The organism is Pseudomonas sp. R2-60-08W (genome assembly GCF_003852335.1).
Classification (GTDB): domain Bacteria; phylum Pseudomonadota; class Gammaproteobacteria; order Pseudomonadales; family Pseudomonadaceae; genus Aquipseudomonas.
Genome location: NZ_CP027731.1, coordinates 1,242,027 through 1,259,570, shown reverse-complemented (window position 1 = coordinate 1,259,570; position 17,544 = coordinate 1,242,027). Strand labels below are relative to the sequence as shown.

The following is a 17,544-nucleotide window of genomic DNA, read 5'->3' as shown; positions in this document are numbered from 1 at the left end:
TGGGAGGGGGCTTGCCCCCGATTGCGGTGGGTCAGTCAATATATCTGTGGCTGACACACCGCTATCGGGAGCAAGCCCCCTCCCACAGTTTTAACCACAGTGTTTCAGCGGACTATTTTGTCGACTTGGATGCCCAGCTTCTTCAGGCGGTACCAGAAGCTGCGCTCCGAGATACCGATCTTCGTTGCCGCCGCAGCCTGCACGCCATTGCTCTCCTGCAACGCCGCCAAAATGTAGGCTTTCTCCACTTCCGCCAGCGCCGCATCCAGGTCCTGTGGCACACCCGGCCCGTCGCTGAGGATCGCCGTCACCCCGCCCTCGCTCGGTTTCGAAGCAAACAAATACCCCGGCAAATCGATATCCTCGATCACCGACGAAGCCGCCACGATGGTCGCCCGCTCCACGCAGTTTTGCAGCTCACGGATATTGCCCGGCCAGTGGTACGCCGCCATGGCCTGCAAGGCCTCGGGGCTGAACCCGGTGATGCGTTTGCCGGCGGTCGCACTGAGGGTGCGGGCGAAGTGCCGGGCCAGGGGTGCGATGTCTTCCACGCGCTCGCGCAGAGCCGGCAAAGGAATCGGGAAGACATTCAGCCGGTAATACAGGTCTTCGCGAAATTCCTTGTTGGCCACCGCGTCCAGCAGGTTCTTGTTGGTCGCGGCAATCACCCGCACGTCCACCTTGCGCTCGCGGGGATCACCCACCGGTTCGATGACCCGTTCCTGCAAGGCACGCAAAATCTTGGCCTGCAAGGCCAACGGCATATCACCGACTTCATCAAGAAACAGCGTGCCCTTGTCGGCCTGCATGAAGCGCCCTACCCGGTCGGCCACGGCGCCGGTGAAAGCGCCTTTGCGATGACCGAACATCTCGCTTTCCAGCAGACCTTCGGGAATCGCCGCGCAATTGACCGCCACGAACGGTTGGTCGGCACGGCTGCCATGCTTGTGGATCGCGCGGGCGACCATTTCCTTGCCGGTGCCGCTTTCGCCGGTCAGCAGGATGGTTGCGCTGCTGTCACGCACCGAGTCCACCGCTTGCAACACTTTACGAAACGCTGGACTGTCACCCACCAGGCTGTCGAACTGTGCATGTTCATCCAGCTCGGCACGCAGGCGCGCGTTATCGCGCATGATGTCGCGAAACTGCAGGGCCTTGGCCACGGTGATGTCCAGCTCGTCGATATCGAACGGCTTGGCAATGTAGTCGTAGGCCCCATTGCGCATCGACTGCACGGCATTTTTCACGGTGCTGTAGGCCGTCATCACGATCACCGGCAACTGCGGATAGCGCTGCTTGATTTCCGCCAGCAACGCCGGCCCGTCCATGCCCGGCATGCGCCAGTCGCTGATGACCAGGTCGATGTCCTCCTGCTCCAGCACCTTGAGCGCGTGCAGGCCATTACCGGCGGTAAACACCTGGATGCCGTTCTGGCTCAGGGCGGATGACAACAGGTCACAGAGCTTGGGCTCGTCGTCGACCACCAATACGTTATGCGTCATGCCCGTTCTCATCCTCGCCGTCGTCTTCACCGTTAGCCGGAATGTACAGGTTGAAGGTGGCGCCGGCATCTTTCTCACTGACGCACTCGATGCTGGCGTCGTGACTCTCCATGATCGAATAGACCTTGGCCAGGCCCAGCCCTGTACCCGAGGCCTTGGTGGTGACGAACGGCGTGAAAATGCGCTCGACCATATCCGCCGGGATGCCCTGGCCGGTATCGGCGATGCTGATCACGGTGGTGTCACCCACGCTGCGGATACCCAGGGTGAGGCGCCCGCCTTCAGGCATCGCGTCGATGGCGTTGAGAATCAGGTTCAGGCAGGCCTGCTTGAGCTGCTTGGCATCCGCGTAGAGCGTAGCGTCGGGCGCCTGGTCGTCTATCTGTGCATCGATATTGTGAGTACTCAACTCCGGGCCACAGAAGCCGAGGATGTCTTCCACCAACGGGCGGGCCGGTTGCTGTACGCGTATCGGCGGATTGGGCTTGGCGAAGTCGAGGAATTCGGTGATCAGGTCGTTGATCCGGCTGACCTCGCTGATGACGTACTCCAAGTGGCGTTTGTCGGCGTCCGGAAGGTCGGCGCGCCGGTGCAACAGTTGAGTGGCCGTCTTGATGATACCCAACGGGTTGCGGATTTCATGAGCCAGGCCCATGGCGACTTCACCCAGGGCGTGCAGACGATCACGCCGGCGCAGTTGGGCTTCCAGGTGATGCAATTCGCCCAGGCGTTCAGTCATGTGGTTGAAGGTGCTGCTCAGTTGCGCCAGCTCGTCGCCGCCGCTGACCTCTACCCGGTGCGCGTAGTTGCCGGAAATCACCGCGTTCACGCCTTGGGACAAGTCCCGCAGCGGCTGGGTCAGGCGCCGCGACACCCACACCCCTGCCGCCAGTGACAGCGCCGAGCTGACCAGGAAAATCAGCACGAACAAGTTGCTCTGATTCACCAGCCCCACCAGGCTCGTGTGGCGCAGCAGGCCGCTGAAGATCACGCCTTGCAGCTCGCCGGCATCGTTGAATATCGGCCAGTACAAGCCGCTGTACTGGTTGGTGAACTGCTCGCTCGGCTGCCGGGTGCTGCGCAGCTCGGCTTCGACATTCTTCGGGATGCGCGCCGGGTGGTTTTCGAAGCGCTGGGTGGAAAATATCTCGGAAAACCCCGTGGCATTGGCCAGGTACAGGCGCAGGTCGAGAGAATGCACATCGGCCACGCTGGTAAGGAAGCTGCTGTCCAGGTAGGTGGCCACCAGCAACAGATAATCGACCCCATCACGGTTGGTTTCGAAGGTCGATACCACCAGGCCCGTGCTGACGCCGGCCACCTGTACGGTCTGCAACACCGTGTTGCTGGTCAGGTTGATCTGCTTGACGATGTCGTCGGCGGCGGTGCTGAACACCACCTTGTGATCACTGCTACGAATCAGCGCCACCACATCGATGTCGGTGGCATCGGCGATGTCGGCGGTGAGCCGGTCATGCCGTTCGGCCTGCCGCGATGAGGGTGGGCTGGTGTAGCGCAGGAACAGCTTGGCCATGCGCGCGTTGTCGTGAAGGATGTCGCCGATCTCGTCCTTGACGATCTTGGTCGACTCCTGCAGCCAGATACGCACGTTGCTGTCGAAAATCTGCGACAGCGTGGTGGCGGCCAATTCCGCCGCGATCATGGTCGGAATGACGCTGACCAGCCAGAAGGCCAGCACCAGCTTGCGCTGGACGCTCCATCGCGAAATGGCAAAGGGGCGGGCTTTCTGGCGGGTCTTGGTGATCATCAGGTTTCGCTTATCGCAGCAGCCATGGCAGGGTCGGAACGATCCGGTCGGAACAACATTTTGACTAACTTGAGCACGCCGTTGACCCACCGATTGCGGTGGCGGAAGAACAGGCTGTTGCCCTGGAACTGGCAGCCCAGGCGCAGTTTACTGGCATACCCGGCCTGGCCGCACTCGTACACCGCAATATTGTGTTGAATACAGTAGTCGACATTGGTCAGCCAGCTACGGAAGTACAGGTTGTACTCACGGCTGAACGCGATGTCATGCCCGAAAAACTTGTCAATCAGCCGATGCTCGTCGAGCAGGATCAGATTGAACGCCACCAGGTGCTCGTCCACCCAGTAAAGAACACACACCGCACGCGCTTGCAGCTGTTCGAGAATCCCCGTGAAGTAACCGGCGGGCAGGCGTTCGAACTGCAAGTCCGCGCGCATCAGCGTGGCTTCATAGAGGCGCATGACCTCGGGAAGCACATCATCGATATTGCGCCGCCACTCCACCCGCGGCCCCGGTGCGCGCAGTTTGCGGCGCAGGTCTTTGCGGGTGGATTTACCCAGCGAGCCAAGGTAAGCGTCCACTGAGCCGTAGGGCAGCGGCAACACGCCCGTGGGCAGGCTCGGCATGCTTTGAAAGCCAGCCGCACGGCAACTTTCGGCCCAATGCGGGTCGTTGCTCGGTGCGTCCTTGACTGCCAGCAGGCCGATGCCAAAGTCATCCGCATCCCGGCGCGCGACCTCCAGCAAGTGCTTGAGCAACTGCGGGCGCCGCGCATCCGCCACGCCACTGGCAAAACCAACGTCGCAGCGCTCGGCCACCGGCGAACCGAGGGCATACAACCCCAGTTGCAACAGACCCGGCCACAGTCGCGCCACACGTTCGGTTAAGCGCTTGCCAGCGCCCGACAGCGTCGTGTCGAGACGATAATGGGTGATGAACGCGACAGCCACTGCCGCCAGCGTTCCCTCTTCGTAAACCGCCAGGTAACGCCACTGAAAGTCATCGATCGCGGCGTTTTCCACCGCGAGGTAATAGTCCCAGTCCTCCAGGGCACCGGGAAAACAGTCATTCCAGGCATCGCGCTGGATGGCCCGGAGGGTCGGGAAGGCTTGGGTGGTTATCACAGTTTTTCCTTATCAACACCGCCCCCCTGTAGGAGCGAGCTTGCTCGCGAAGATCGCCCAGACAACGTACTCAGCCTGGCAGTACGCGTTATCGTTAACGACCTTCGCGAGCAAGCTCGCTCCTACAGGTAGGCGGGTCAGGCCACACGATTGAGTTGCACCGAATGCTGCTCGACAAACTCGGCACTCAACTCGATCACCCGGCGGTATTGCAGGTCGACGGTGATCATGTGGTAACAGTTATCCAGCAGGATCTTGGTCACCGGGCCACCGAGGTGGCGCTCCACATAATCGGCGTTCCAGCGGCTGGTGATGTCGTCCTCGATGGAGTGCAGCACCAGCGTCGGTACCTTGACCTCGGACATGCGTTTCCTGACCACGGCGTTCAGGCGGTGCAACTCGCGCACAGTAATGCCTTCCATGGTCAACAACCCCGCCTCGCTGCTTTCGCCTTGCTTCATCTGCCGCTCGACGACGGCCCGCAGGCGTTCGTTCTTGATGCCGTAGGGCGGCTTTTCTTCGAAGCTGCACAGGTGCACGCCGAACGGAATCTTCATCAGCAACGGCGTGAGAAACGCCAGTTTGTTGATGCTCCAGCCGTCGTACTTCAAGGTGGTGGAGTACATCAGAAGCCCGGCAACCCGCCCAGGGTGTTCGGCAGCCACATACATCGACATCACCGCGCCCATGGACAAGCCGCCAACGAACACTTGCGCGTGACGCCGCCCGATCTGCGCGAAGGTCTTGCGCACCCCTTCGTACCAGTCGCGCCAGCCGGTGGCCTGCAGGTCGCTGTTATCGCCGCAGTGCCCGGCCAGGGTGGGCACGTACACCGTGCAGTTACCCGCCTTGACCAGCCCCTTGGCGACCTGGCGCAATTCCGTCGGGGTGCCGGTCAGGCCGTGGATCAACAGGATCCCGACCGGACCAGCACCGAGAACGAAGCCGGCATCACCTTCACCGAGGTCGATCTCGCCGACACTCACCGTGTGGTCGCTCGCACCAGCAGTTGCTCGAGCAGCTTCAGGCCCAGGTCGATTTCCGGGTAGCTGATTTCCAGGGACGGCGCCAGGGTGATCACGTTCTTGTAGTAGCCGCCCACGTCGAGGATCAGGCCGAGCTTCTGACCATCCACCAGCATGTCGCCTTTCATGCCCTCCTCGACCATGTAGTCCAGGGTTGCCTTGTCTGGGGTGAAACCGTCCGGGCCGCAGATTTCGCAGCGCAGCGCTAGGCCCAGGCCGTCGACGTCGCCGATGATCGGAAAACGTTTCTGCAAGTCCTGCAGGCCTTCAAGGAAGTATTTGCCCTTGGCCATGACCATCGCGCCGTAGTCGACTTCGCTGGTCATCTTGAACATTTCCAGGCCGACCGCGGTGCCCAAAGGGTTGGAGGCGAAGGTGGAGTGGGTCGAACCTGGCGGGAAGATTTTAGGGTTAATCAACTCTTCACGGGCCCAGATGCCGCCCAGCGGGTTGAGACCGTTGGTCAGCGCCTTGCCGAACACGATCACGTCCGGCTGCACGTCGAAGTGCTCGATCGACCACAGTTTGCCGGTGCGGTAGAAACCCATCTGGATTTCGTCGCTGACCATCAGGATGCCGTGCTGGTCCAGCACATGCTTGAGCTCGCGGTAGAAGTTCATCGGCGGGATCACGTAGCCGCCGGTGCCCTGGATCGGCTCGACGTAGAACGCCGCGTATTCGCACTGGTTGGTTTTCGGATCCCAGACGCCGTTGTATTCAGTCTCGAACAACCGCGCAAATTGCTGCACACAGTGGCTGCCGTACTCTTCCTTGGTCATGCCCTTCGGGCCACGGAAGTGATAAGGGAACGGGATGAAGTTGGCGCGCTCGCCAAAGTGACCATAGCGGCGACGGTAGCGGAAGCTGGAGGTGATCGACGAGGCACCGAGGGTGCGCCCGTGGTAACCGCCTTCGAAGGCGAACATCAGGCTCTTGCCGTTGGACGCGTTACGCACCACTTTCAACGAGTCTTCAATCGACTGCGAGCCACCGACGTTGAAGTGCACGCGACCGTCGAGGCCGAACTTGTTCTTGGCGTCCACCGCGATCATTTCCGACAGCTCGATCTTGCCCTTGTGCAGGTACTGGCTGGCAATCTGCGGCAGGGTGTCGATCTGTTGCTTCAATGCGTTATTCAGCCGCGGGTTGGCGTAGCCGAAGTTGACGGCCGAGTACCACATCTGCAGGTCGAGGTAAGCCTGGTCTTCGGTGTCCCACACGTAGGAACCTTCGCAACGGCTGAAAATACGCGGCGGCTCGATGTAATGCACGGTGTCGCCGTAGGAGCAGTACTTGGCTTCCTTATCCAGAAGGATCTGGTCTTCGGTAGTAGCGATACGGATATCAGACATGATGGAAAATTTCCTGAGTGTCGGCAGTAAAGGCTGTGGCGTTGGCGGCGATGCCTTGTGGCAGTTGCGCCAGCAATGCAGGCACTTCGGCAAAGCTGTCGAAGCGCGCATGGGGAATCTGGTGGGCGATGCAATACTCTGCGAGGCTGCCCTTGGCGAACACGAAGTCGGCGGTGGAAGCCACGCACATATCGGACTTGCCGTCGCCGATCACCAGCACGCGCTTGTTGCGCGGCGTGGATTTGCATTTGCAGTTGCCGGAAGCGGCGCGGCAGGCAGCGCTTGCGTACGGGAAGTCGATGCGCCAGCTGTTCTGGTCGACCTGGCGCAGACGGTTGGCGAGGATCGGCAGCAAGGTCACGTAGTTGCGCGACAGAATGCGCGCGATACCTTGCTCGATGCCGTCGCTGACCACTTCGATGGTCGCGCCCAGGCCCATGACGTGATCGACGAAGTCCGGAAAGTCCGGGTCGATCTCGACGCTATCGAAATAGGCCAGCAGCTCGCTCGGGGTCGCCTTGATCAGCGCCAGTTGGCGGCTCAGGCATTCGCGTGAGCCGATATGCCCGTCCAGCCATTCCTGTTCGATGGTTTCCCATTCGGGGCCGGCGAAGCGTTGGAGGACGTTGTCGATGACATCGGTGGGGGTGATGGTCCCGTCGAAGTCACACACGATATGCCATTGGATCATTGCGTCTACCTTTGGAAAGAGGCGCGCTGTATGCGCTTGCCTACCGGTAGAGCAGGGAGCGTGCCAATTGGCCAAAGCCCAGCGGGGCTGGGGGTTTGCTCGATACACCGGGTGATATGTGTGCTGGAAGCTACAATTTTTGTAGCTTGCTACAAACAACATGAGTGCTTGCGCCGGCGCCAGGGTTTGCGCGTTCATGCGCGCCTGTTCACTCATCAGGAACTGTGACCATGTTAAGGATCACATGCGCTGCGCTCGTCGGACTGCTGAGCCTCAGTGCCCAGGCCGGTGGCATCACTGGAGACGTCGGCGCAGGCGTCAGCTACCAGCCCCACGACCCGACCGGCAGCCGCTACGAAACCCGCCCCGTGCCCTACCTGGACCTGGACTGGGGCGACGTCAGCCTGAGCACCGATGACGGCTTGACCTGGAGCGCGCTGAACGCCCACGGCCTCACCGCCGGCCCGTACATCAATTATTTGTCAGGGCGTACCTCCAACGGCGCGCTGCAAGGCCTGCGCAATGTGTCGGACATGGCCGAGGTCGGCGGTTTCGTCCAGTACGCGCCGGCCGATTTCTGGCGGGTCTACGCGCAGCTGGGCCAGGCCGTGGGCGGTGGTCATTCCCAGAGCGGGGTGCTGGGCAAGGTCGGCGGTGAACTCGGTTACCCGCTGGGCGGTGGGATTATCGGCAGCAGCGGCCTGGTGGCGCACTTTGCCGACGCGCGCCAGAACCAGACGTTTTTCGGGGTGGACGATAACGAGGCGGCCGCCACGGGGTTCAAGGCCTACAACGCCAGTGGCGGTTTCCAGAACGTCACCTTGAGCCAAAGCTTCCAGTTCCCCCTGGCGCCCAACTGGTCATTGCTGACCAGCGCGAGTTGGGTGCACCTGGTCGGCTCGGCGGCCAACAGCAGCATCGTCAGGCAAGCCGGCGAGGTGAACCAAGGCCAGGTGCAGACGGCGATCAGCTACACATTCGATTGATTCACCTCGGTCAAAATGTGGGAGGGGGCTTGCTCCCGATGGCGGTGGGTCAGTCAATACACCTTTGGCTGATACACCGCTATCGGGAGCAAGCCCCCTCCCACATGGCCCCGTGTTTCAGTTCTCTTCGCCTTCGGCCAGCAGGGCGATACCGGCAATGATCACCACAACCCCCACCCAATGCAGCGGGCTGATGTGCTCCCCCAACCCCAGCCAAGACCCCAGCAGCACCGCCACAAACACCAGCGAACTCAACGGAAAGGCCAACGACAAACTGCTGCGCCGCAGGATCAGCATCCACACGAAAAACGCGCTGATATAACTGGCAATCGCCGCCAGAATCCCCGGGTTGCGCGCGACATCCGCCAGCCACTGCCAGGTGAAATCCATCTGCCCCAATTGATCACCGGCCACCTTGGTAAACAGCTGCCCGGCACTTTCAGTGGCGATCAACAGCGCCCACAGCACCAGCGTGCCAAGCCGCCCATGCAACCAGCCCGCGTCGACGGTTTGCGTACTCATGCCTGGCCCCCCGCAATCGCCACCAACATCACGCCGAAGGTAATCACCAGCGTGCCCAGCCAACGGCGTCGGCTGACGGTTTCCTTGAGCACTACCCTGCCTGCCAGCACCACCAGGCAATAGGCCAACGCCGCAAGCGGAAACAGCAGGCTCAATGGCGCACGGGACAAGGCTTCGAGCCAGACGAAAAACTCGATCACATAGGCGCCGATGCCGGCCCAGAGCAGCGGCGCATTGAACACCTGGCCCCAGAACGCGCGCAGACGGAAACCGCCATCGAGTTGCGGCAAACGGTCCACGCCCAGTTTGAAACACAGCTGGCCGACCACATCGAGCACGATGGAAAGCGCCAGCAACATCATGACGGTCAGGCTCACGGGAACAACTCCTCGAACAGATCGATCAGCGCCGCATTGGTCGCGGCATTGCGCTGCAAATCCTGCGCGCTCCAGCGCTCGGGCGGGGGCTGGTCGGACTTGGCTTCCCAGCGCTTGAACGCGTTGCTGAAGGCAGGCGCGGCGAACTCGCCGCACACGTCGATACCAATGATGCGTTTATGCGCGGCCAACGCCCGCAGGGCCTGGAGCAAGTGGCTCAGGCGCATGCCGCCCTGGTCCCAATTGGTGGCGGCGTCTTCACTGGCGAGCACGTCTTTGTCGAGGGTGATCCAGACCGCTTCGGTGGGCAGGCTGGCGATCATCTGATCCAGGAACGTGGCCCAGTCCAGCTCCGCCAGGTTGCGCCAGTGCAGGTGATTTTCCTGCTGCCGGTGCCCGGCGCCATCGCCAACCCGGCCCCAGACTTTCGAGGGCGGGTGCTGCCAGGGGAACAGCTGCAACTGCCCGCGCTTGAGGGCGCCGAGGTTACCGCCGCGCAACTGCGGGTTATGCAGGTCGTCGCTGCAAGGGCCCAGGGTGACGATGCGTTTGATCGCCGGCATCTTAAGCGCGCGGTTGACCCACGAACCACAGTGGCGCTTGGGCGCAAAGCGCACCCAATCGGGGTGGTTGTCGAAGTGGATCAGGCTGATGGGTTCTTTCAGGTCGGCGAGAAACGCCGGCGTGAGATGGTGATAGTCGCCGGAGCCGACGAACAGGATTTCCGGGCGCGCATCCCTGGGCCGTGGCCGCTGGGCCAGGCGCTCGACGAAACGTTTCCAGGTTTTTTCGGTGGACCACAGGCGCAGCTTCGGGCCCAGGTCCAGCAGATCCAGGCGCGTGGCCCGGCCGCTGGCCAACCGCTGGGCAATCGGCGCCTGAGCGGTGAGGCTGTGGTCGAGGTCAAGAATGTTCAAGGCAGTGTTTCATCCCTAATGGCAGCGCCCAACCGCAGACCGGGTGGGCTTTAGGGGGTCAATGCAAGGGATGGGCCAGGGAGATATTCAGACCAGCGCAGATCAAAATGTGGGAGGGGGCTTGCCCCCGATAGCAGTGTGTCAGCCAACTATTGGTGACTGACACACCGTAATCGGGGGCAAGCCCCCTCCCACATTTGATCGGTGTCTGGCTTTAGTTTTTGGACTCACTAATGATCTGGCGAATCGCCCCAACAAAGGCTTCAGCCGGCTGCCCGCCGCTGACGGCGTACTGGTCGTTGAACACGATGGTCGGCACCGAGGTCACGCCACGGGTGATCCACAGCTTCTCCTGCTCACGCACCTGCGCAGCGTATTCGTCGCTGGCGAGAATCTCGGCGGCGCGCTTGAGGTCCAGGCCGACGCTTTCGGCGATGATCGCCAGGGTCGCGTGGTCGGAGGGGTCCTGGCCGTCGGTGAAATAGGCCTTGAACAGCGCCTCCTTGAGGTTGTATTGCAAGCCTTCAGTACCGGCCCAATGCAACAGGCGGTGCGCATCGAAGGTGTTGTAGATGCGGCTCTGGCCATCGGTGCGAAAGGCAAAGCCCAACGCGGCGCCCATGTCGCGAATGCGCTCGCGGTTGGCCTGGGACTTCTCGGCGCTGGAGCCGTATTTTTCGGTGATGTGCTCAACGATGTTTTGCCCGTCGGCGGGCATGTTCGGGTTCAATTCGAACGGCTGGAAATGAATCTCGGCCTGCACCTCGGCGCCAAGCTCATCAAGGGCCTCGGTCAAGCCGCGCAGGCCGATGATGCACCAGGGGCAAGACACGTCGCTGATGAAATCGATTTTCAGGGGAGTACTCATGGGCAGGCCACCTCGCTGGCATTAATGCGCCGCAAAAGCGACACGATACACCACCTTCACAGCAGCTTCGAAGGCTCGCCCAGGTCGATCTGCGCCCAGTGCGCGGTATCTTCGCGATGGGCTTGCAGGTAAGGCAGCACCGCCGCCAGCAATGGCGCCTTGAACGCCTCCTGGAAACGGTGGGCCAGGCCTGGAATCAATTTCAACTGGCTGCCCTGGATATGCGCGGCCAGATGAACGCCGTGCATCACCGGCAGCAACGGGTCGGCGGTGCCATGAACCACCAGGGTCGGCACCCGCAGCTGGTTGAGCAACGGCACGCGGCTCGGCTCGGCGAGGATCGCCATGATCTGGCGCTTCACGCCTTCGGGGTTGAAGGCACGGTCATAGGACAGCGCCGCCTGATGCAGCAATGCCTGGCGATCATCCTGCACATTCGGGCTGCCCAACGCGGCGAGCAGATCGGCTTGCTGTTCCAGGGCGACTTCGCGATTGGGCGCGCTGCGTCGCGACAGCAACTGCACCAACGCCGCGTTCGGGGCCGGCAGGCCTTCGGCGCCGGAGCTGGTCATGATCAGGGTCAGGCTTTCCACCCGCTGCGGCGCCATCGCCGCCAGGTGCTGGGCGATCATGCCGCCCATGCTCGCCCCCAGCACATGAAATTGCCGGACCTGCAACGCATCCATCAAACCCAAGGCATCGTCGGCCATGTCGGTCAGCGTGTAGGGCGCCGCCACCGGCAGGCCGAGCTTGTAGCGCAGCACCTCGAAAGTCAGGTTGGCGCTGGCCGGTGCCTGGCGCCAGGTGGACAGGCCAACATCGCGGTTGTCGTAGCGAATCACCCGAAAACCTTGCTGGCACAGGGCGACGACCACTTCGTCAGGCCAGTGGATCAACTGCCCGCCCAGGCCCATCACCAGCAGCAAGGCAGGGTCGGACGCACGCCCGATACTCTGGTAGGCGATGCTTACCTGAGCCAGGTCGACCGTTTGGGTCGGGACATTGACGTCACATCGAGAAGCCGCAAAAGACGGCAGGCCGAACAACAGAGCGGCCAGTAAAAGCAACACGCGCATGAAAAACACCGAAACGCAGAACCCCAGTAGAGCGCGAGTCTGATGAAGTTTGTTCAAGCGCGCTGCCACAGTTCGATGACAGTTTGATGAAGAATGCCAGGCGGTCCTGGTCGACATGCGCGGCAACATGAGACAAACTCACGCCATCCCACTTCATCACAAATTGTCTTCATGGAGAGCCCGTGCTCGAGATCCGTCACCTCAAGACCCTGCACGCCCTGCGCGAAGCCGACAGCCTGGTGGAGGCGGCCGAGCGCCTGCACCTGACCCAGTCCGCGCTGTCTCACCAATTCAAGGAACTTGAAGAGCGCCTGGGCATGCCGCTGTTCGTGCGTAAGACCAAACCGGTGCGTTTCACCAGCGCCGGCCTGCGCCTGCTGCAACTGGCGGACGCCACCCTGCCCCTGCTGCGCGGCGCCGAGCGCGACATCGCACGCCTGGCCGGCGGCACCGCCGGGCGCCTGCACATGGCCATCGAATGCCACAGCTGCTTCCAGTGGCTGATGCCGACCATCGACCAGTTCCGCGATGCCTGGCCCGAAGTCGAGCTCGACCTGGCCTCGGGCTTTGCCTTCGCGCCGCTGCCGGCCCTGGCCCGTGGCGACCTCGATCTGGTGGTGACCTCCGACCCGCTGGAGCTGCCGGGCATCACTTATGTGCCGCTGTTCACCTACGAAGCCATGCTCGCCGTGGCCAATCAGCACCCGCTGGCGAATAAATCCTACATCGTGCCGCAAGACCTACTGACAGAAACCCTGATCACCTACCCGGTGGAGCGTGATCGCCTGGACATCTTCACCCGCTTCCTGGAGCCGGCCGACGTGGAACCCGCCCAGGTGCGCACCTCGGAGCTCACGGTGATGATGATGCAACTGGTGGCCAGCGGCCGTGGCGTGTGCGGCATGCCCCACTGGGCGCTGCACGAGTACAGCTCACGCGGTTATGTGAAGGCCAAGCGGCTGGGCGAGAAAGGTTTGTTCGCCACGCTGTATGCGGGGATTCGGGCGGACATGCTCGATGCGCCGTACATGCGTGACTTCTTGCTGACGGCCAAAGACACGTCATTTTCGACGCTCGATGGCGTGAGTGCGGTGCGCTGAGGCCCGCGACAGGCTCCCCGTTACCTGCCAACTTTGGCACGGCCCTGAACCTGTAGCGGCTCGGGAGCCGAAGCCTCTCTAACTGATGCCTCGTTCCAAATGTGGGAGGGGGCTTGCCCCCGATGGCGGCCTGACAGCCGACCGAGATGCTGGATCAGTACAAAAAGCCCCAACGTAAGCAAAACGCTCTTGCCCCACCACTCGGCACCTCGCTTAGGCTCGGCTGTCCGAGACACATGCACCGCTGAGCCCCTTGGCGCCGCACCTACACTCGACCCTCACATTCATCCGGGCGCACAGCAACTTCGCTCAACTTGCGCCCTTTTGTAAGGGTTCGCGCATGCACACTTCATTGCCTTCTTCCCCAGCCCAACAGGGTGACGATCCACAACCGATCCAGGCCAAATACACGCCCCTCGTCACTTTTCAGCCTGTGACGTTGCCTGTGGTACCCCCGGCGTCTTCGACCGAGAAGCAGCAGGATCACCTTATCGGCGAGCTCGCCAAACTCAACGTCAAAACCGACGACTTGATGCAGTCACAGCCAAGCATGGGCAGGGTGTATCAGCATAAATTGACTGAAGCATTTCCCCATTTGCCCCGGCCCATCAACCCCAACCAGATCTTTTACAGCCGTTTCCGGGAGGATCAGGAGGGGCAACGGCAACTCTTGTCCAGCGAACCGTTGGGGTCGTTACTCATCCGGTTGCGCGCGCCAGACGGCGGCACCTATTTGACCCAACAGAGCGGTGCCTTCTACCGGGAACCCAACACGTTGGACGCGGACAAGCACCTGTCTTCAAACGGCACGGCGGCGCAGTTGGCCGGCTCGACGGAAATCGCCGTCATCCAAAGTCTGAACGCGTTCTGGGGCACCGCCGAGGATGACCAACCCGACTCGGAGGAACAACTGATTGCCTTGCGTCGCCAGGTGCTGGCCCATCAACTGGCGCTGCGCACGCTGGATGGCACGTTGTCGGCGGCCGGGCGGACATTGGCCGACAATGTGCTCAAGTACCCCACTGCGGCGGCGCGGGAAAAGGCCTTCGCCATCGACGACAGACCTGCGGTATACCGGCTGATGCTGGAGGACGGCAGTGAGTTCGCTGCGGCATTCATCCTCAACGCCACGGGCAAGACTCCGCCTACGGGCAGCGTGATGCTGTACAGCCCGGGCGAGGAGTTTGAGGAATATGAAAACCTGGGCCGTTTGAATCAGGCCGTGGCGGCACGCCTACGCGAAGGCGGCCCGGCCGGCAAGCGCCTGCTCGCAAGCCTGTCGAAAACGGCCCGCGCAGGGCTGTCCGGTTTGCCCGTGCTGGCCGCAAGCCCGCCAACGATAGAGGCAGATATCGTGGCGTACAGTGTTCGCTCAGTACGAATTCGACAATATTTTGCTGTGCGACAAGCCCTGCGCAAGGAGACATTGCCGGTGGCCGGCGAACTCGATCTGGCGGCGGACATCACCCAGTATCTGGACATCGCCGATGCCTTTGTCACACGTAATCTGCGCCTGATAGACGTAAGCGAACCCGAGTGGCTGAAAACTGCCGACGCGCACGACCAGGCCCGCTACAGGCATCTGGAACAGGCGATGAGTGACAGCAATGCGGCGCTCATGCCTTTTCTTGAAAAGGTTCAGACACTGGAAGCGTTTTCACTCGAACAAACAGACAAGGTCCTGAAAAAACAGAAACCGGCCTATGCCGACGTGGATATTGCCCCGTATAAAAGCCTGGTTCGTCTGCGTCTGTCCTTCCTCCTGCCGGTCGAGTTGACGGGGTACCGCGACGAGAACACCTCGGTCGTTTACATCACCGCCGATGAAAAGATAAGCATCCCACGGTTTCTGGAAGGCCAGACACTGACCCGTGGCACCTGGAAGAGCCAGGTCGTCATAGACCTGCGCACACTGGGCAGTTACGCCCAGCGCAATGTCGACCCATGGTCCGCGCATGACTTCAACAGAACCATCAGCGCCACCGCCACCCTCGTCGATACCGACGGCAACACCAAGGGCACGCTGGGCGATTCGGATTTACGCGCGCTCGCCCAAGAAGCCGACATTGGAGGAAAATACGCCGAATACCTGAGGTCAACCTTTTCGCAGGGCAGCGAAGGCAACAGCTTCGCCACCGCCTGGCAGCGCGCCAACGCGGCGAAAATGCACAAGGACGCCCTGGAGAGCCGGTTGAATCCCGATATTCACAAGCTGTTTATATTCAAGACGCCCGGAAGCGGATTTGACTGGATAAAGGCGGTGCTCGAGTACCCCGATTCCACAAAACGCCCCCGGGTCAGCGAGTTCGAGATCGACGTGAATCTGTTGGTGATGGGCAGCGTACTGGAAGGAGGCCGAGGGGGGCACGTGATCAATGGCGTGTTGATCATTCAGCGAAAACGCACCAAGCCTGACGGCGTCTGCGTGCTGTATACGCCGGATGCCCCGGATGACGCGCCCTTCAGGGAACTGCCCAACGGCCTGGGGGAGCTGGACGTGCTGAACGCAAAACCGCAATGGCGAGCCTATTTCAGCGAGCGCATGGCCACCAACGATGCGCAGGAGCGCTCACGAATCTTCAGCGATACACGCGGCGTGCACCGCTATGCCTTAATAACAATAACCGGCAATTTTCACGCGTATTTGTATCTGGCGCAGCTCGGGTTTCAACTCTCGTATACCGCTTTCCATTCACGCAGCAATGCGCAGATTTCCCGCGAGTCCACCGTAAACGCCGTTATGTTCGGCATTGAAGTGGCCGATTTTTTTATCGACCTGATGCCCTTCAAAGCCGCACGGATGTTGGTGCGCAGTGGCATCGATAAAGGCCTAAGCCTGGTCAGACAACTGGGCCGCCGTGTGCCGGGGCTGGTCCGAAAAATCGGCCCCCGCCACAAGATCCGCATCGCGCTCACAACGGCCTCGATCCGGCCATTGGAGCCGGCCTGGGTCGATGTTGCCGCGTATCGGTTGCCCAAACAGATCGACGCATTCTTTGACGTGGAAGAATTTGCCCAGGCGAACCACTACACGCTGTCGCGCACAACGGGCAATGCCCCGTGTCTTTTTGACAAATACAATAACCAACTGATCGCGATGAGGGATCAAGGCGGGCGTTATCACCTGTATCAGTCTTTTGTCGAAGACGGTGCGCGCTATGTAAAAGACCCGGCAGGAAACAGTGCGAACTTTATGGTGGTGCCGGGCAACGCTAAAAGCTGGAAGCCACGTTTCGAACGCACGACAGCGGGCGGCGGCACGGCGATGGGCAGGCTGCGCGGGCTCACGCCTGAACAGCAAGTCGATGCCGACCTGATCGCGGCGCTTAGTATTTACTCAACAGATGAGCAGTTAAGGTATTTCGAACCCCTCATTAAAGAAATGACCGAGTTACAGAAGCGAACACTGCTGGCGAACGCACGACAGCAGATGGGCAATATCGACGAAGCCACCTTTCGTCGCAGCGTCTCGGGGCAGCAGAATTTAAGCCCGCGCGCCAAAAATGAATTACGTGACGCATTGTTGAGGCTGCATTCGGAAGCGGAGATTTACGTCCACATAAACAGATCAACCTCGAATCTGGTCCCTCCCCTGCTCCCGTTGGACAAAGATAAATTATTTAAAAAAATAAAAAGACTAATTGGCAAAAACGACAACTTTTCAAAAGAAATCCGAGCCTCCATTACAATTCAGGACCCCGACACAAACGCACAGTTTGTAGGTTATGCGATCACACCTCAGCAGATGAAGAGCCTGAATAAATTTGATGAAAAATATCAACTTTCAACCTGGCCAACGGATTCGTTTAACGCGTTTCTGAACGAAAAAGGACGCCAGCAAATGCTTACCAAAATAGCCACCGATAAAAAAATTTCGCTCGCAATGGCGCTGGAATCGCATTTGTCGGACCCTAAAGTACGAGAATCCTTAACCCTGTTCAGAACAGAAAAATTCAAGGAAAAGCTCAAGGAACTTGGCGTGGACTCCTACGCCGAGGACTTTAAAAAATCCGGCATTCCCTATATCGCCATGTCTAGCGGTACATACAAGAGCGGTGAGTCTGGCGTAAGAATGATCGACAGTGTCGCCGTCACGAAATTTGAAAAGAACCTCCCTCGGTTTTCAGAGCCTTTAGAGTTTGACGTCGCCCGTGTACCCACCAAAAAAATTGAAAAACCATCCCCCACACCGACACCTTCCCCGGCCCCCCAACGGCCCGAGCCCCCGTAGTCAAC

14 protein-coding genes are annotated in these 17,544 nt (G+C 60.7%); 3 read left to right on the top strand and 11 right to left on the bottom strand.

Features of this window, described 5'->3' with window-relative positions; translation table 11 throughout:
* Positions 1-104 precede the first annotated feature (104 nt).
* From C4J90_RS05570 to C4J90_RS05545, 6 genes are all read right to left on the bottom strand, one after another.
* Positions 105-1,502: a sigma-54 dependent transcriptional regulator gene (locus tag C4J90_RS05570; RefSeq protein ID WP_124361499.1), complete on the bottom strand. Its 1,398-nt coding sequence runs from the start codon at positions 1,500-1,502 to the stop codon at positions 105-107.
* Positions 1,492-3,270, bottom strand: a complete 1,779-nt coding sequence (locus C4J90_RS05565; protein WP_124361498.1) for a HAMP domain-containing sensor histidine kinase — start codon at positions 3,268-3,270, stop codon at positions 1,492-1,494. Before C4J90_RS05565 ends, C4J90_RS05570 begins: the two co-directional genes overlap by 11 nt.
* Positions 3,270-4,394 carry a GNAT family N-acetyltransferase gene (locus tag C4J90_RS05560; protein ID WP_124361497.1) on the bottom strand — a complete coding sequence of 375 codons (1,125 nt, stop codon included), beginning with the start codon at positions 4,392-4,394 and terminating at the stop codon, positions 3,270-3,272. The genes C4J90_RS05565 and C4J90_RS05560 overlap by 1 nt, the downstream gene beginning before the upstream one ends.
* 137 nt (positions 4,395-4,531) lie before the next feature.
* On the bottom strand, positions 4,532-5,380 hold the full coding sequence (locus C4J90_RS05555; protein ID WP_124419387.1) for a carboxylesterase: 849 nt from the start codon (positions 5,378-5,380) through the stop codon (positions 4,532-4,534).
* Positions 5,377-6,771 (bottom strand): aspartate aminotransferase family protein, encoded by a 1,395-nt coding sequence (locus C4J90_RS05550; protein ID WP_124361495.1) that lies wholly within the window; start codon positions 6,769-6,771, stop codon positions 5,377-5,379. Before C4J90_RS05550 ends, C4J90_RS05555 begins: the two co-directional genes overlap by 4 nt.
* Positions 6,764-7,462, bottom strand: a complete 699-nt coding sequence (locus tag C4J90_RS05545; protein WP_124419386.1) for an MtnX-like HAD-IB family phosphatase — start codon at positions 7,460-7,462, stop codon at positions 6,764-6,766. The genes C4J90_RS05550 and C4J90_RS05545 overlap by 8 nt, the downstream gene beginning before the upstream one ends.
* A 230-nt stretch (positions 7,463-7,692) precedes the next feature.
* On the opposite strand from C4J90_RS05545, the gene C4J90_RS05540 reads away from it, so the two are divergent.
* A complete protein-coding gene (locus C4J90_RS05540) occupies positions 7,693-8,448 on the top strand; it encodes a MipA/OmpV family protein (RefSeq protein WP_124419385.1) in 756 nt (251 codons plus the stop codon).
* Between the two features lie 117 nt (positions 8,449-8,565).
* Here C4J90_RS05540 and C4J90_RS05535 read toward each other — a convergent pair whose 3' ends face one another.
* From C4J90_RS05535 to C4J90_RS05515, 5 genes are all read right to left on the bottom strand, one after another.
* Positions 8,566-8,970, bottom strand: a complete 405-nt coding sequence (locus C4J90_RS05535; protein ID WP_124419384.1) for an EamA family transporter — start codon at positions 8,968-8,970, stop codon at positions 8,566-8,568.
* Complete coding sequence (locus C4J90_RS05530; RefSeq protein ID WP_124413960.1) at positions 8,967-9,347, bottom strand: EamA family transporter; 381 nt, start codon at positions 9,345-9,347, stop codon at positions 8,967-8,969. Before C4J90_RS05530 ends, C4J90_RS05535 begins: the two co-directional genes overlap by 4 nt.
* Entirely contained in the window at positions 9,344-10,264 is a 921-nt protein-coding gene (locus C4J90_RS05525; RefSeq protein WP_124419383.1) for an arginase, read from the bottom strand. The genes C4J90_RS05530 and C4J90_RS05525 overlap by 4 nt, the downstream gene beginning before the upstream one ends.
* A 214-nt stretch (positions 10,265-10,478) precedes the next feature.
* Positions 10,479-11,132 (bottom strand): DsbA family oxidoreductase, encoded by a 654-nt coding sequence (locus C4J90_RS05520; protein ID WP_124419382.1) that lies wholly within the window; start codon positions 11,130-11,132, stop codon positions 10,479-10,481.
* Positions 11,133-11,188: 56 nt separating this feature from the next.
* Positions 11,189-12,208 carry an alpha/beta fold hydrolase gene (locus C4J90_RS05515; RefSeq protein ID WP_124361488.1) on the bottom strand — a complete coding sequence of 340 codons (1,020 nt, stop codon included), beginning with the start codon at positions 12,206-12,208 and terminating at the stop codon, positions 11,189-11,191.
* A gap of 182 nt (positions 12,209-12,390) precedes the next feature.
* Here C4J90_RS05515 and metR point away from each other — a divergent pair, with 182 nt between their 5' ends.
* Both metR and C4J90_RS05500 read left to right on the top strand, forming a co-directional pair.
* On the top strand, positions 12,391-13,308 hold the full coding sequence (gene metR / locus C4J90_RS05510) for a transcriptional regulator MetR (RefSeq protein ID WP_124361487.1): 918 nt from the start codon (positions 12,391-12,393) through the stop codon (positions 13,306-13,308).
* A gap of 340 nt (positions 13,309-13,648) precedes the next feature.
* Entirely contained in the window at positions 13,649-17,539 is a 3,891-nt protein-coding gene (locus tag C4J90_RS05500; RefSeq protein ID WP_124419380.1) for a dermonecrotic toxin domain-containing protein, read from the top strand.
* The last annotated feature ends 5 nt before the right edge of the window (positions 17,540-17,544 follow it).

What these genes read in the sequence shown, in the direction of transcription:
- C4J90_RS05570 (WP_124361499.1), bottom strand. Translation starts at nt 1,502, where the DNA reads ATGACGCATAACGTATTGGTGGTCGACGACGAGCCCAAGCTCTGTGAC.
- C4J90_RS05565 (WP_124361498.1), bottom strand. Translation starts at nt 3,270, where the DNA reads ATGATCACCAAGACCCGCCAGAAAGCCCGCCCCTTTGCCATTTCGCGA.
- C4J90_RS05550 (WP_124361495.1), bottom strand. Translation starts at nt 6,771, where the DNA reads ATGTCTGATATCCGTATCGCTACTACCGAAGACCAGATCCTTCTGGAT.
- C4J90_RS05545 (WP_124419386.1), bottom strand. Translation starts at nt 7,462, where the DNA reads ATGATCCAATGGCATATCGTGTGTGACTTCGACGGGACCATCACCCCC.
- C4J90_RS05540 (WP_124419385.1), top strand. Translation starts at nt 7,693, where the DNA reads ATGTTAAGGATCACATGCGCTGCGCTCGTCGGACTGCTGAGCCTCAGT.
- C4J90_RS05535 (WP_124419384.1), bottom strand. Translation starts at nt 8,970, where the DNA reads ATGAGTACGCAAACCGTCGACGCGGGCTGGTTGCATGGGCGGCTTGGC.
- C4J90_RS05520 (WP_124419382.1), bottom strand. Translation starts at nt 11,132, where the DNA reads ATGAGTACTCCCCTGAAAATCGATTTCATCAGCGACGTGTCTTGCCCC.
- C4J90_RS05515 (WP_124361488.1), bottom strand. Translation starts at nt 12,208, where the DNA reads ATGCGCGTGTTGCTTTTACTGGCCGCTCTGTTGTTCGGCCTGCCGTCT.
- C4J90_RS05500 (WP_124419380.1), top strand. Translation starts at nt 13,649, where the DNA reads ATGCACACTTCATTGCCTTCTTCCCCAGCCCAACAGGGTGACGATCCA.